We start from the raw sequence: 12,928 nt of genomic DNA, 5'->3' as shown, positions 1-12,928 counted from the left end.
CCATGAACGGTCTGTCGACCCTCCTGATCGTCGTCGGCCTCTTCCTGGTCGGCGGCATCATCTCCTTCGTCAAGCAGAAGATGCCCACCAGCCTGATCGTGCTGCTCTCGATCGGCGCCGGCCTGTGCCTGTTGGCGGGCGTCATGCGGCTGGAGGTGTGGAATTGAGCACCAAGAAGGTCGTCGTCTTCGACTACGGCTTCGGTAACGTCCGGTCCGCCGAGCGTGCCCTCGCGCGCGTGGGCGCCGACGTCGAGATAACGCGCGACTTCGACAAGGCCATGAACGCCGACGGCCTGCTCGTGCCGGGCGTCGGCGCCTTCGCCGCCTGCATGCAGGGCCTGCGCGCCGCCCGGGGTGACTGGGTCGTGGACCGCCGGCTGTCCGGCGGGCGCCCGGTCATGGGCATCTGCGTCGGCATGCAGATCCTCTTCGCGCGCGGCATCGAGCACGGCGTGGAGGCCGAGGGCCTGGACGAGTGGCCCGGCACGGTCGAGCCGCTCCAGGCCGACGTCGTGCCCCACATGGGCTGGAACACCGTCGACGCCCCGGCCGGCTCGCAGCTGTTCGCCGGCCTGGACACCGACGCCCGCTTCTACTTCGTGCACTCCTACGCCGTCCACGAGTGGACCCTGCAGACCCACAACCCGGTGATCGAGGCCCCCAAGGTCACCTGGTCGACGCACGGCAAGCCGTTCGTGGCCGCCGTGGAGAACGGCGCCCTGTGGGCCACCCAGTTCCACCCCGAGAAGTCCGGCGACGCCGGCGCCCAGCTCCTCACCAACTGGATCGGAACCCTGTAGACCATGGCCAAGCTCGAACTCCTCCCCGCCGTCGACGTCCGCGACGGCCAGGCCGTCCGCCTCGTGCACGGCGAGTCCGGGACCGAGACCTCCTACGGCTCCCCGCTGGAGGCCGCCCTCGCCTGGCAGCGGTCCGGCGCAGAGTGGCTGCACCTGGTCGACCTGGACGCCGCGTTCGGCACCGGGGACAACCGTGAGCTGATCGCCGAGGTGACCAAGGCGATGGACATCAAGGTGGAGCTGTCCGGCGGCATCCGCGACGACGACACCCTCGCCGCCGCCCTCGCCACCGGCTGCACCCGGGTGAACCTCGGCACCGCCGCCCTGGAGACCCCCGAGTGGGTCGCCAAGGTCATCGCCGAGCACGGCGACAAGATCGCGGTCGGCCTGGACGTGCGCGGCACGACCCTGCGCGGCCGCGGCTGGACCCGCGACGGCGGTGACCTCTACGAGACGCTGGAGCGCCTCGACAAGGAGGGCTGCGCCCGCTACGTCGTCACCGACATCGCCAAGGACGGCACCCTCCAGGGCCCGAACCTGGAGCTGCTGAAGAACGTCTGCGCGGCGACGGACCGCCCGGTGGTGGCCTCCGGCGGCGTGTCGTCGCTCGACGACCTGCGCGCCATCGCCGAACTGGTACCCCTCGGTGTCGAGGGCTCCATCGTCGGGAAGGCCCTGTACGCGAAGGCGTTCACCCTGGAAGAGGCCTTGGAGGCTGTGTCGTCATGAGCGAAGCCGTGCGGCGCGTGCAGAGCGGAAGTCCCTGGGAAGAGAGTTTCGGGTTCGCACGCGCCGTCGCGGCGGGTGACCGTGTGCTGGTGGGCGGCACGACGTCCTTCAAGGGCACCGTGCTGTACGGGGAGGGCGACCCGTACGAACAGGCGAAGGTCGCGTTCACCAGCGCGGTCGAGGCGATCGCCGAGCTCGGGCTCGGCATCGAGTCCGTGATCCGCACGCGGATGTACCTGACCCATGCGCGGGACGTGGACGCGGTGGGCCGGGCGCACAAGGAGATGTTCGACTCGGTGCGCCCCATCTCGACCCTGCTGGTCGTGGAGGGATTCGTCGATCCGCGGATCCTGGTCGAAGTAGAACTAGAAGCATTCAGAGGAGCCTGAGCAGTCATGACCCTGGCGGTCCGAGTCATCCCCTGCCTGGACGTGGACAACGGCCGGGTCGTCAAGGGCGTCAACTTCCAGAACCTGCGCGACGCGGGCGACCCCGTCGAGATGGCCAAGGTGTACGACGCCGAGGGCGCCGACGAGCTGACGTTCCTGGACATCACCGCGTCCTCCGGTAACCGGGAGACGACGTACGACGTGGTGCGCCGCACCGCGGAGCAGGTGTTCATCCCGCTGACGGTCGGCGGCGGCGTCCGCACGGCCGAGGACGTGGACAAGCTGCTGCGGGCGGGCGCCGACAAGGTGGGCGTCAACACGGCGGCCATCGCCCGCCCCGAGCTGATCCGTGAGATCGCCGAGCGTTTCGGGCGCCAGGTGCTGGTCCTCTCGGTGGACGCGCGGCGCACCCCCGAGGGCACCTTCGAGGTCACCACCCACGGCGGCCGGCGCGGCACCGGCATCGACGCCGTGGAGTGGGCGCACCGGGCGGCCGAGCTGGGCGCGGGGGAGATCCTGCTGAACTCCATGGACGCGGACGGCACGAAGGACGGCTACGACCTGGAGATGATCGCGGCGGTCCGCAAGCACGTGACCGTCCCGGTGATCGCGTCCGGCGGCGCCGGCAAGCTGGCCGACTTCCCGCCGGCCATCGGGGCGGGGGCGGATGCGGTGCTGGCCGCGTCGGTGTTCCACTTCGGTGACCTGCGGATCGGCGAGGTGAAGCAGGCGCTGCGCGAGGCGGGGCACCCCGTCCGGTAGGGAGGCCCGCCGAGGCTCACCCGTTCGGCTGCACCAGCTGCACCAGATTGCCCACCGTGTCCTCGAACACCGCCGCCAGCACCGGGCCCTGCTCCTGCGGCGGATGCGTGAACCGGACGCCGCGTCCGCTCAGCCGCTCGTACTCGGCCCGGATGTCGTCCACCGAGAACACGATGCACGGCAGCCCCGCCTCGTGCAGCGCCCTGCGGTACGGCTCCGCGATCGGGCCCTGGCCGGGCTCCAGCAGCAGCTGCAGATCCGGCTGGGCCCCGCCCCGCGCGCCGACCGTCACGAAGAGGGTGCCCTCGCCGAGGTCCATGTGGGTGCGGGTCTCGAAGCCGAGGACGTCGGTGTAGAAGGCGTGCGCCTTCGCCACGTCGTCCACGTACACGCCGGTCATCGCCACCTTGATCATGGGCCGGTCCTCTCAGATGCCCAGCTGCCTGGACTCGTGCAGCTTCTCGATCGCGTCCGCGTCCCCGTCCAGCTGTACCTTGGCCGCGTTCTGCCGGCCGTACGCGAACATCAGCAGCTCCGAAGGCTCACCGGTGACCGTGACCACCGGGGCGCCCCGGTGCGCCACCGCCGTCTGGCCGTCCGGGCGGCGCAGCACCAGACCCGTCGGCACACCCCGGCCCATCAGCCGCGCGGCGCGCTCCAGCCGGGACCACAGCGCGTCCTGGAAGACCGGGTCCAGCTCGCGCGGGCTCCAGTCCGGCTGGGCACGGCGGACGTCCTCCGTGTGGACGTAGAACTCGACGATGTTGGCCGCCTCGTCGATCTGCTTGAGCTGGAAGGGCGAGAAGCGCGGCGGGCCGGTACGGATCAGCTGGATCAGCTCCTCGTACGGCTTCGCGGTGTACTCGGCCATCACCTTCTCCAGGCGCGGCGCGAGCTGCTTGATCAGCGTTCCCCCCGCCGCGTCCGGGCGGCGCTCGCGCACGATCACATGCGCGGCCAGGTCCCGGGTCCGCCAGCCCGCGCAGAGTGTCTCGGCGTCCGGACCGACGGTTTCCAAGAGGTCGGCGAGCAGCAGCCGTTCACGCTTGGCAAAGGTCGACATGCAGTCAGCCTACGACCACGTGAACACTCCGCCCAGCGGGCACCGGACGCCCGGCCCCCGACCGTCCGGCCCGTGGACACGGCCCGTCACTGTCGGTCCCGCGCGGCACAATGGCACCCATGACCAGTACGACCGGTGCCCCCGGGCCCAGCAGCCTCGACCCGGAGATCGCCGCGCGGCTCAAGCGCAGCGCCGACGGCCTCCTGCCCGCCATCGCCCAGCAGTACGACACGGGCGAGGTGCTCATGCTCGGCTGGATGGACGACGAGGCGCTGCACCGCACGCTGACCACCGGCCGCTGCACCTACTGGTCGCGCAGCCGCCGGGAGTACTGGGTCAAGGGCGACACCTCCGGCCACCTCCAGTGGGTGAAGTCGGTCGCGCTGGACTGCGACGCCGACACGCTGCTGGTCAAGGTCGACCAGGTCGGCGCCGCCTGCCACACCGGCGCACGCACGTGCTTCGACGCCGACGTCCTGCTGAAGGACGCCGGTTCCGGTCCCACCCGGTCCGGTCAGTAAGGTCAGCGGACATGGACCTAGAGACCTTCCGCAAGCTGGCCGCGGACCGCCGTGTCATCCCGGTCACGCGCAAGCTCCTCGCCGACGGCGACACCCCGGTCGCGCTCTACCGCAAGCTCGCCGCCGAGCGCCCGGGCACCTTCCTGCTGGAGTCCGCGGAGAACGGCCGGTCCTGGTCCCGGTACTCCTTCATCGGGGTCCGCAGCGACGCCACCCTCACCGCGCGGGACGGACAGGCCCACTGGCTCGGCACCCCGCCCGTCGGCGCCCCCACGGAGGGCGACCCCCTCGCGGCCCTGCGCGCCACCCTCCAGGTCCTGCACACCCCGCACCAGGAGGACCTGCCGCCCTTCACCGGCGGCATGGTCGGTTACCTCGGCTACGACATCGTCCGCCGCCTGGAGAAGATCGGCCCCGGCGAGCGGGACGGCAGTGATCCGACAAGCGTGCCCGAGCTGACCATGCTCCTCACCAGCGACCTCGCGGTGATGGACCACTGGGAGGGCTCGGTCCTGCTGATCGCCAACGCGATCAACCACAACGACCTGGAGACGGGCGTCGACGAGGCTTACGCGGACGCCGTGGCCCGCCTGGACGCCATGGAGGCGGACCTCTCCCGTCCGGTCGCCCAGCCCCCGGCGCACCTTCCGCCCTCCGAGCTGCCCGAGTACACCGCCCTGTGGGGCGGCCCCGACTTCCAGCGCGCCGTCGAGGACGTCAAGGAGCGCATCCGCGCGGGCGAGGCCTTCCAGGTGGTGCCCTCCCAGCGCTTCGAGACCCCGTGCACGGCGAGCGCCCTGGACGTCTACCGGGTGCTGCGGGCCACGAACCCGTCGCCGTACATGTACCTGTTCCGGTTCCCCCACGGGGAAGGAGGCGCCTTCGACGTCGTCGGCTCCTCCCCGGAAGCGCTGGTCAAGGTCGAGGGCGGGCGCGCGATGGTGCACCCCATCGCCGGCACCCGGCACCGCGGGGCCACCCCGCAGGAGGACCAGGCCCTCGCCGAGGAGCTGCTCGCCGACCCCAAGGAGCGCGCCGAGCACCTGATGCTGGTCGACCTCGGCCGCAACGACCTCGGCCGGGTCTGCGAGCCCGGTTCGGTCGAGGTGGTCGACTTCATGTCCATCGAGCGCTACTCGCACGTGATGCACATCGTCTCGACCGTCACCGGCAAGGTGGCCGCGGGCCGCACGGCCTTCGACGTGCTCACCGCCTGCTTCCCGGCGGGCACCCTCTCCGGCGCCCCCAAGCCCCGCGCGATGCAGATCATCGACGAACTGGAGCCCTCCCGGCGCGGCCTGTACGGCGGCTGCGTCGGCTATCTGGACTTCGCCGGCGACTCCGACACCGCGATCGCCATCCGTACGGCCCTGCTGCGCGACGGCACGGCCTACGTCCAGGCCGGAGCCGGCATCGTCGCCGACTCCGACCCGGTCGCCGAGGACCAGGAGTGCCGCAACAAGGCGGCGGCGGTGCTGCGGGCGGTGCACACGGCGAACCGCCTGGGGCACTAGGACGCTTCTCATAGCAACCCCGGGTGCCGGTTCGCCCGGGGTTCAGGCGATAGTGGAGTACGTGACTGCCGTACCGCACCCCCGTTCCGAAGCCGCCGCGCCCGCCCGGTCCGGCCGGCGGAGCCTCGCCGTGGCCCTCTTTTGTGGCGCCCTCGGCGCGGCCGTGGCGCTGCTCGCGACCCGGCAGCGCTGGGCGGAGGGCACCGCGACGGTGGCCGGCGGCGCGTTCCCGCTGACCGCCAAGGGCAGCGACGTCACGGGCGTCCCCGCGGCCCTCGCCATAGTGGGCCTCGCTGCGCTCGTCGCCGTCTTCGCCGTCCGCAGGGCCGGCCGCCTCCTCGTCTCGGGGCTGCTCGCGCTGTCCGGCGCCGGGATCGTCGTCGCGGCCCTGGTGAGCGCCTCGGACAGCTCCGCGCTGGACGAGAAGGCCGCCCAGGCGAGCGGTGACACCTCCGCCACGGTCGCCGCGCTCACCCACACCGGCTGGCCCTATGCGGCGGCCGCGGGCGGCCTGCTGCTCCTCCTCGCCGGCCTGCTCGCCCTGCGTTACGGCAGCCTGTGGCCCGCGATGTCCGGCCGTTACGAGCGCGGCGCCGCCCGCCCGCGCCGCACGGCCCGGCCGGCCGACCCGGAGCGTCCCGAGGAGATCTGGAAGGCCCTGGACCGGGGCGAGGACCCGACGGGCGCCTGAACCCCGAGTGTGGTGAAACAGACGCGACCCCCGCGTCGGGCACGCGTGCACGTACGGGACAATGGACGGCGAGCGTCCGGCTCGTACGACACACAGACAGCAACGAGGAGCAAGTCATGGCGGGCAGCAGCCACGGTCACACCCCGGCCGCCTGGACCGGTGTCATCATCGCCTTCATCGGTTTCTGCGTCGCGGGTGCCTTCATGGTGATGGCCCAGCCCGTCGGCTTCTGGGCCGGCATGGCACTCACCCTCCTCGGCGGTGTGGTCGGCGCCATCATGCGCGCCATGGGCCTCGGCCAGCCGAAGGAGGCTCGCGCCCTGCCGCACACCGCGCCTGCGGCCACCCGTGAGCCGGTGACCGTGGAGAGCTGAGCCCTCAGGTTTCCCGCGAGGGGCGGTCCGGCATCCAAGGGGGTGCGGCGGGCCGCCCCTCGCGTTTCCGGCCGCGGCGACGGCTTTCCGTTCGCGGCGACGGCGCGCGCGCCCGGGTTCGGCAGGGGAGAATTCCCGCGTGAACGCTGACAGCCGTGCGGTCCCGCCCCAGGCAGCGATGCGCGACCCGTGCCCGGTACCGCCCCCGACGCCCCTCTGGCGGCGGGTCGCCGTCCCGGCGGGGCTGTTCGCGGCCGTCGCCGGAGCCTTCGCGTACGTCGGTGCCGTCGACCCGAACGAACCCGGCCACTACCCCGTCTGCCCCCTGTACCAGCTCACCGGCCTGTACTGCCCCGGCTGCGGCGGACTGCGCAGCGCGCACGCCTTCGTCCACGGCGACCTTCTCACCGCCTCGCGCGACAACGCGCTGGGCGTGGCCGGCTACCTGGGCTTCGCCGTGCTGTGGACCGTCTGGGTGGTCCGCGCGGCGCGCGGCCGGCCGCTGCGGATCGAGCTCGGACCGGCCGGGCTGTGGGCCGCCGGCGCGTTGCTGCTGGTGTTCACCGTCGTCCGGAACCTGCCGTTCGGTGGCTGGCTCCACCCTTGATCGAACAGCGAATGTCCAGGTAGTGGGACCGGCATTTACCGGATGCGAACCCTCGGCCCTGCTGCGGATACCATCGCAGTGACCACAGGTTTTCCAGACCTGAAGGAACAACCGTCTGAAAGGGGGCCGCTCGCGTGAGTGTGCTCGACGAGATCATCGACGGAGTCCGTGCCGACCTCGCGGAGCGGCAGGCACGCGTCAGCCTCGACGAGCTCAAGGAGCGTGCGGCCAAAGCCCCCGCCGCCAAGGACGGGGTGGCCGCGCTCAAGGGCGACGGCGTCAAGGTGATCTGCGAGGTGAAGCGCTCCAGCCCCTCCAAGGGTGCGCTGGCCGCCATCGCCGACCCGGCCGGACTCGCGGCGGACTACGAGGCGGGCGGCGCGGCCGTCATCTCCGTCCTCACCGAACAGCGCCGCTTCGGCGGCTCGCTGGCCGACCTGGAGGCGGTCCGCTCGCGGGTCGACATCCCGGTCCTGCGCAAGGACTTCATCGTCACCTCGTACCAGCTGTGGGAGGCCCGGGCGTACGGCGCCGACCTCGCGCTGCTGATCGTGGCCGCCCTGGACCAGTCGGCCCTGGAGTCGCTGATCGAGCGGGCGGTGTCCATCGGCCTGACCCCCCTCGTCGAGGTGCACGACGAGGACGAGGTCGAGCGTGCGGTGGACGCGGGCGCCAAGGTCATCGGTGTCAACGCGCGCAACCTGAAGACGCTGGAGGTCGACCGCGGCACGTTCGAGCGGGTCGCCCCGGAGATCCCGGACCACATCGTCAAGATCGCCGAGTCCGGCGTCCGCGGCCCGCACGACCTGATCGCCTACGCCAACGCCGGCGCCGACGCGGTCCTGGTCGGCGAGTCCCTGGTCACCGGCCGCGACCCGAAGGCGGCGGTGGCCGACCTGGTGGCCGCGGGCGAGCATCCCGCACTGCGGCACGGCCGGGGCTGAACACCGGTAGGCTGAGCGACGATGACCACCCACACCCTGCCGACCCGGGACCCGTACGCCCGCCTCGCGCGCGGCTGCCGGCCCCGTGGCTGCCGCGCGCCCGCACGCCGGGTCCACGGCCGCAGGGTGCGGTACGTCATCGGTGACGAACCGGGTCAGGTGAACGGGCGCCGATGGCAGCGCGCCCCTCAGGGGCGCGGGGAACTGCGCGACACGCCACAGACGACCTGAGGCCGACCGGCAAGCCCGCTCCCCACGGCGATCAGTGTCTTTTCACCACACTCACCGTGAGGTATCCGCATGCCCAGCGACTTCTTCATTCCCGACCCGGAGGGTCAGGTCCCCAGCGCCGAAGGCTACTTCGGCGCGTTCGGCGGCAAGTTCATCCCGGAGGCCCTCGTGGCCGCCGTGGACGAGGTGGCCGTCGAGTACGACAAGGCCAAGAACGACCCCGAGTTCGCCCGAGAGCTCGACGACCTGCTGCTGAACTACACCGGCCGCCCGTCGGCGCTCACCGAGGTCCCCCGTTTCGCCGAACACGCCGGTGGCGCCCGCGTGTTCCTCAAGCGCGAGGACCTCAACCACACCGGCTCGCACAAGATCAACAACGTGCTCGGCCAGGCCCTGCTCACCAAGCGCATGGGCAAGACCCGCGTCATCGCCGAGACCGGCGCCGGCCAGCACGGCGTCGCCACCGCCACCGCCTGCGCGCTGTTCGGCCTCGACTGCACCATCTACATGGGCGAGGTCGACACCCGGCGCCAGGCCCTCAACGTGGCCCGGATGCGCATGCTCGGCGCCGAGGTCGTCGCCGTGAAGTCCGGCAGCCGCACCCTGAAGGACGCCATCAACGAGGCGTTCCGGGACTGGGTCGCCAACGTCGACCACACCCACTACCTGTTCGGCACGGTCGCCGGCCCGCACCCCTTCCCGGCCATGGTCCGCGACTTCCACCGGGTCATCGGCGTAGAGGCCCGCCGGCAGCTCCTGGAGCGTGCCGGCCGTCTTCCCGACGCGGCCGTCGCCTGCGTCGGCGGCGGCTCCAACGCCATCGGCCTCTTCCACGCCTTCATCCCCGACGACGGCGTCCGCCTGATCGGCTGCGAGCCTGCGGGGCACGGCGTCGAGACCGGCGAACACGCGGCCACCCTCACCGCCGGCGAGCCCGGCATCCTGCACGGCTCCCGGTCGTACGTCCTCCAGGACGACGAGGGCCAGATCACCGAGCCGTACTCGATCTCGGCCGGTCTGGACTACCCGGGTGTCGGACCGGAGCACTCCTACCTGCGTGACTCCGGCCGCGGCGAGTACCGCGCGATCACCGACGACGCCGCCATGCAGGCCCTGCGCCTGCTGTCGCGCACCGAGGGCATCATCCCGGCCATCGAGAGCGCCCACGCGCTGGCCGGCGCCCTGGAGGTCGGCAAGGAGCTGGGCAAGGACGGCCTGATCGTCGTCAACCTGTCCGGCCGCGGCGACAAGGACATGGACACCGCCGCCCGCTACTTCGGCCTGTACGACACCGACGCCGAAGTGGCGGCCAACGAAGCCGACACCGCCGAGATCGAGGGGGACGCCAAGTGAGCGGGGATGAATTCAAGGGTGGAAAGAGCCAGCTGCTGACCGACACCCTCGCCGCCGCCAAGGCCGAGGGCCGGGCCGCACTCGTCGCCTACCTCCCGGCCGGCTTCCCGACCGTGGACGGCGGCATCGAGGCGATCAAGGCCGTCTTCGACGGCGGCGCCGACGTCGTCGAGGTCGGGCTGCCGCACAGTGACCCGGTGCTCGACGGCCCGGTCATCCAGACCGCCGACGACATCGCGCTGCGCGGCGGGGTGAAGATCGCCGACGTCATGCGGACGGTCGGGGAGGCCCACCAGGCCACCGGGAAGCCGGTGCTCGTCATGACGTACTGGAACCCCATCGACCGCTACGGCGTCGAGCGCTTCACCGCCGAGCTGGCCGAGGCGGGCGGCGCGGGCTGCATCCTGCCCGACCTGCCGGTCCAGGAGTCGGCCCTGTGGCGGGAGCACGCCGAGAAGCACGGTCTCGCCACCGTCTTCGTCGTCGCCCCCAGCAGCAAGGACGAGCGGCTCGCCCAGATCACCGCGGCGGGCAGCGGCTTCGTATACGCCGCCTCGCTCATGGGCGTCACCGGCACCCGTGAGTCCGTCGGCGCGCAGGCCCAGGACCTGGTCCAGCGCACCCGCGGCACCGGCACCGAACTGCCCGTCTGCGTCGGGCTCGGCGTCTCCAACAGGGCCCAGGCCGCCGAGGTCGCCGGCTTCGCCGACGGCGTCATCGTCGGTTCGGCGTTCGTGAAGCGGATGCTGGACGCCCCGGACCGTGCTGCCGGCCTGGCGGCGGTCCGTGAGCTGGCCGGAGAGCTGGCGAAGGGCGTGCGCGGGCAGGCGTAACCGCCTGCGATGTCCCGTATCGGGCGATTAGGTCACTCGAACGGGTGGACCTCGGGCCGGGGAGGCGCGCTGCGCCTCCCCGGTTCGTTCTGGGGGTGTGAGCGAGAAGAACCGTGACGGAAAGCGCACCGCCCGGGAGCGGCTGGCGGTCGAGCGCGAGAAGCAGAAGGCCGCGGAGAAGCGACGGCGGGCGCTGATCGTGGGCGCGAGCGTCGCCTGCGTCCTGGGCCTCGCGGCGGTGATCGGCGTGGTCGCCGCGAACGTCGGCAAGGACAAGGGCGGCAAGGCCGGCCCGGTCGTGGCTCCCTCGGGCGCGAAGGGCAAGGACAGCCTCGCGATCCCGGTCGGCAAGGACGGCGCCAAGTCGACGCTCACCGTCTGGGAGGACTTCCGCTGCCCGGCCTGCCAGGCATTCGAGACGGCGTACCGGCCGACGCTCCACGAGCTGGCCGACGCGGGCAAGCTCAGCATCGACTACCACCTGGTCCGGCTGATCGACGGCAACCTCGGCGGCAGCGGCTCGCTGCGCTCCGCCAACGCCGCGGCCTGCGCCCAGAGCGCCGGGAAGTTCCGCGACTACCACGACGTGCTGTACGCGAACCAGCCCAAGGAGATCGACGACGCCTTCGGGGACAACGACAAGCTGATCGCGCTGGCCGGCAAGGTACCGGGTCTGGACACCCCGGCCTTCCGGAAGTGCGTCAAGGACGGCACCCACGACGCCTGGGTGGACAAGTCCAACCAGGCGTTCCGGGCCGGCGGATTCAACGGCACGCCCACGGTGCTGTTCGGCGGCAAGAACATCTACCAGGACCAGACGATGACCCCGGCCAAGCTCAAGGAGATGGTGGAGGCGGCCGACCGCGGGTAAGCGTCTCTCACGCCCCCGTTATGGACCCGTAGCCGGGCTGCTTGCCGTCCCCACGGCCCGGCACGGTAGCGTCGGACTTGCCATGAACCTTGCCTACATCCCCAGCCCGTCGCACGGGGTGCTGTACCTCGGCCCCATCCCGCTGCGCGGCTACGCCTTCTGCATCATCATCGGCGTCTTCGTTGCCATCTGGCTCGGCAACAAGCGCTGGATCGCCCGTGGCGGGCAGTCCGGCACCGTCGCCGACATCGCCGTCTGGGCCGTGCCCTTCGGCCTCGTCGGCGGCCGGCTCTACCACGTGATCACGGACTACGAGCTGTACTTCAGCGAGGGCCGTGACTGGGTGGACGCCTTCAAGGTGTGGGAGGGCGGCCTGGGCATCTGGGGCGCGATCGCGCTCGGCGCGCTCGGCGCGTGGATCGGCGCGCGGCGCCGGGGCATCCCGATGCCCGCGTACGCCGACGCCGTCGCGCCCGGCATCGCGTTCGCTCAGGCCATCGGCCGCTGGGGCAACTGGTTCAACCAGGAGCTGTACGGCCGCGAGACGCACCTCCCCTGGGCGCTGCACATCACCTCCGCCGAGGGCGGCCGGGTGCCGGGCTACTACCACCCGACCTTCCTGTACGAGTCGCTGTGGTGCATCGGCGTGGGCCTGCTGGTCATCTGGGCGGACCGCCGCTACAAGCTGGGCCACGGCCGGGCGTTCGCCCTGTACGTCGCCGCGTACTGCGTGGGCCGCGGCTGGATCGAGTACATGCGGGTGGACGACGCCCACCACATCCTGGGTCTGCGCCTCAACGACTGGACCGCGCTGGTCGTCTTCCTGCTGGCGGTGGCGTACATCGTGGTGTCGTCGAAGAAGCGGCCGGGGCGGGAAGCCGTGGTCGAGCCCGCGGTCGCCTCCGGCGGTTCGGCCGACGCTGCGGAGGCTGTCGCCGAGGGCGAGGAGAAGGCCGAGGTCTCCGACGAGGCACCGAAGGACGAGGCGGAGTCGGCCAAGAAGAGCTGACCGCCGGTTCTACGACACGAGGGCGCCCGGAGTTTTCCGGGCGCCCTCGGTGCGTCCGGGCGCCGGACGGCGGCGGGGTCGGCACCGCCGGTCACCGCCGCGGTGGCTGATCGCCGTCGCGGCGGAATAGAGGGAGCGGCGGGCAGGAAGAGGGAGCGGCGGGCGGGAGGAAGAGGTGGTGGGCGGGGAGAGGGAGCGGCGGGCGAACAGATGCGGTGGATTCAGGAAGAGCGGG

18 protein-coding genes are annotated in these 12,928 nt (G+C 71.9%); 16 read left to right on the top strand and 2 right to left on the bottom strand.

Features of this window, described 5'->3' with window-relative positions; translation table 11 throughout:
- The first annotated feature begins 2 nt into the window (after positions 1–2).
- Genes ACZ7DL_RS16775 through hisF form a run of 5 tightly spaced genes read left to right on the top strand, consistent with a single transcriptional unit; the run spans position 3 to position 2,682 of the window.
- On the top strand, positions 3–167 hold the full coding sequence (locus ACZ7DL_RS16775; RefSeq protein ID WP_470774903.1) for a hypothetical protein: 165 nt from the start codon (positions 3–5) through the stop codon (positions 165–167).
- Positions 158–802, top strand: coding sequence for an imidazole glycerol phosphate synthase subunit HisH (hisH, locus tag ACZ7DL_RS16770; RefSeq protein ID WP_470774902.1), 645 nt, complete (start codon positions 158–160; stop codon positions 800–802). Before ACZ7DL_RS16775 ends, hisH begins: the two co-directional genes overlap by 10 nt.
- Positions 803–805: 3 nt before the next feature.
- Positions 806–1,531: a bifunctional 1-(5-phosphoribosyl)-5-((5-phosphoribosylamino)methylideneamino)imidazole-4-carboxamide isomerase/phosphoribosylanthranilate isomerase PriA gene (priA, locus tag ACZ7DL_RS16765; protein ID WP_470774901.1), complete on the top strand. Its 726-nt coding sequence runs from the start codon at positions 806–808 to the stop codon at positions 1,529–1,531.
- On the top strand, positions 1,528–1,920 hold the full coding sequence (locus ACZ7DL_RS16760; RefSeq protein WP_470774900.1) for a RidA family protein: 393 nt from the start codon (positions 1,528–1,530) through the stop codon (positions 1,918–1,920). The genes priA and ACZ7DL_RS16760 overlap by 4 nt, the downstream gene beginning before the upstream one ends.
- A 6-nt stretch (positions 1,921–1,926) precedes the next feature.
- A complete protein-coding gene (gene hisF / locus ACZ7DL_RS16755; protein WP_470774899.1) occupies positions 1,927–2,682 on the top strand; it encodes an imidazole glycerol phosphate synthase subunit HisF in 756 nt (251 codons plus the stop codon).
- Positions 2,683–2,698: 16 nt separating this feature from the next.
- Here the strand turns inward: hisF and ACZ7DL_RS16750 are convergent, their stop codons facing one another.
- Both ACZ7DL_RS16750 and ACZ7DL_RS16745 read right to left on the bottom strand, forming a co-directional pair.
- Entirely contained in the window at positions 2,699–3,097 is a 399-nt protein-coding gene (locus tag ACZ7DL_RS16750) for a VOC family protein (protein WP_470774898.1), read from the bottom strand.
- A 12-nt stretch (positions 3,098–3,109) separates the two neighbouring features.
- Positions 3,110–3,745, bottom strand: coding sequence for a TIGR03085 family metal-binding protein (locus ACZ7DL_RS16745; protein WP_470774897.1), 636 nt, complete (start codon positions 3,743–3,745; stop codon positions 3,110–3,112).
- A gap of 119 nt (positions 3,746–3,864) precedes the next feature.
- Here ACZ7DL_RS16745 and hisI point away from each other — a divergent pair, with 119 nt between their 5' ends.
- The 11 genes from hisI (at position 3,865) to lgt (ending at position 12,693) form a co-directional block, all read left to right on the top strand.
- Positions 3,865–4,266 carry a phosphoribosyl-AMP cyclohydrolase gene (gene hisI / locus ACZ7DL_RS16740; protein ID WP_470774896.1) on the top strand — a complete coding sequence of 134 codons (402 nt, stop codon included), beginning with the start codon at positions 3,865–3,867 and terminating at the stop codon, positions 4,264–4,266.
- Between the two features lie 11 nt (positions 4,267–4,277).
- Positions 4,278–5,780, top strand: coding sequence for an anthranilate synthase component I (locus ACZ7DL_RS16735; protein ID WP_470774895.1), 1,503 nt, complete (start codon positions 4,278–4,280; stop codon positions 5,778–5,780).
- Between the two features lie 52 nt (positions 5,781–5,832).
- Positions 5,833–6,471, top strand: a complete 639-nt coding sequence (locus ACZ7DL_RS16730) for a TIGR02234 family membrane protein (protein WP_470774894.1) — start codon at positions 5,833–5,835, stop codon at positions 6,469–6,471.
- 116 nt (positions 6,472–6,587) lie between these two features.
- Positions 6,588–6,845 (top strand): HGxxPAAW family protein, encoded by a 258-nt coding sequence (locus ACZ7DL_RS16725; RefSeq protein ID WP_470774893.1) that lies wholly within the window; start codon positions 6,588–6,590, stop codon positions 6,843–6,845.
- Positions 6,846–7,023: 178 nt separating this feature from the next.
- Complete coding sequence (locus ACZ7DL_RS16720) at positions 7,024–7,452, top strand: DUF2752 domain-containing protein (RefSeq protein ID WP_470774923.1); 429 nt, start codon at positions 7,024–7,026, stop codon at positions 7,450–7,452.
- Between the two features lie 134 nt (positions 7,453–7,586).
- Entirely contained in the window at positions 7,587–8,396 is an 810-nt protein-coding gene (gene trpC / locus ACZ7DL_RS16715) for an indole-3-glycerol phosphate synthase TrpC (protein WP_470774892.1), read from the top strand.
- Positions 8,397–8,417: 21 nt separating this feature from the next.
- Positions 8,418–8,627, top strand: coding sequence for a tryptophan biosynthesis modulator TrpM (trpM, locus tag ACZ7DL_RS16710; protein ID WP_470774891.1), 210 nt, complete (start codon positions 8,418–8,420; stop codon positions 8,625–8,627).
- Between the two features lie 69 nt (positions 8,628–8,696).
- On the top strand, positions 8,697–9,980 hold the full coding sequence (trpB, locus tag ACZ7DL_RS16705; protein ID WP_470774890.1) for a tryptophan synthase subunit beta: 1,284 nt from the start codon (positions 8,697–8,699) through the stop codon (positions 9,978–9,980).
- Complete coding sequence (trpA, locus tag ACZ7DL_RS16700) at positions 9,977–10,813, top strand: tryptophan synthase subunit alpha (protein ID WP_470774889.1); 837 nt, start codon at positions 9,977–9,979, stop codon at positions 10,811–10,813. The genes trpB and trpA overlap by 4 nt, the downstream gene beginning before the upstream one ends.
- A gap of 97 nt (positions 10,814–10,910) precedes the next feature.
- Positions 10,911–11,684 (top strand): DsbA family protein, encoded by a 774-nt coding sequence (locus tag ACZ7DL_RS16695; RefSeq protein ID WP_470774888.1) that lies wholly within the window; start codon positions 10,911–10,913, stop codon positions 11,682–11,684.
- An 82-nt stretch (positions 11,685–11,766) separates the two neighbouring features.
- Positions 11,767–12,693, top strand: a complete 927-nt coding sequence (lgt, locus tag ACZ7DL_RS16690) for a prolipoprotein diacylglyceryl transferase (protein ID WP_470774887.1) — start codon at positions 11,767–11,769, stop codon at positions 12,691–12,693.
- Positions 12,694–12,928: the final 235 nt, after the last annotated feature.

It is taken from the genome of Streptomyces sp. NPDC036984 (assembly GCF_055607665.1).
This window is presented reverse-complemented; position numbering and strand designations above follow the sequence as displayed.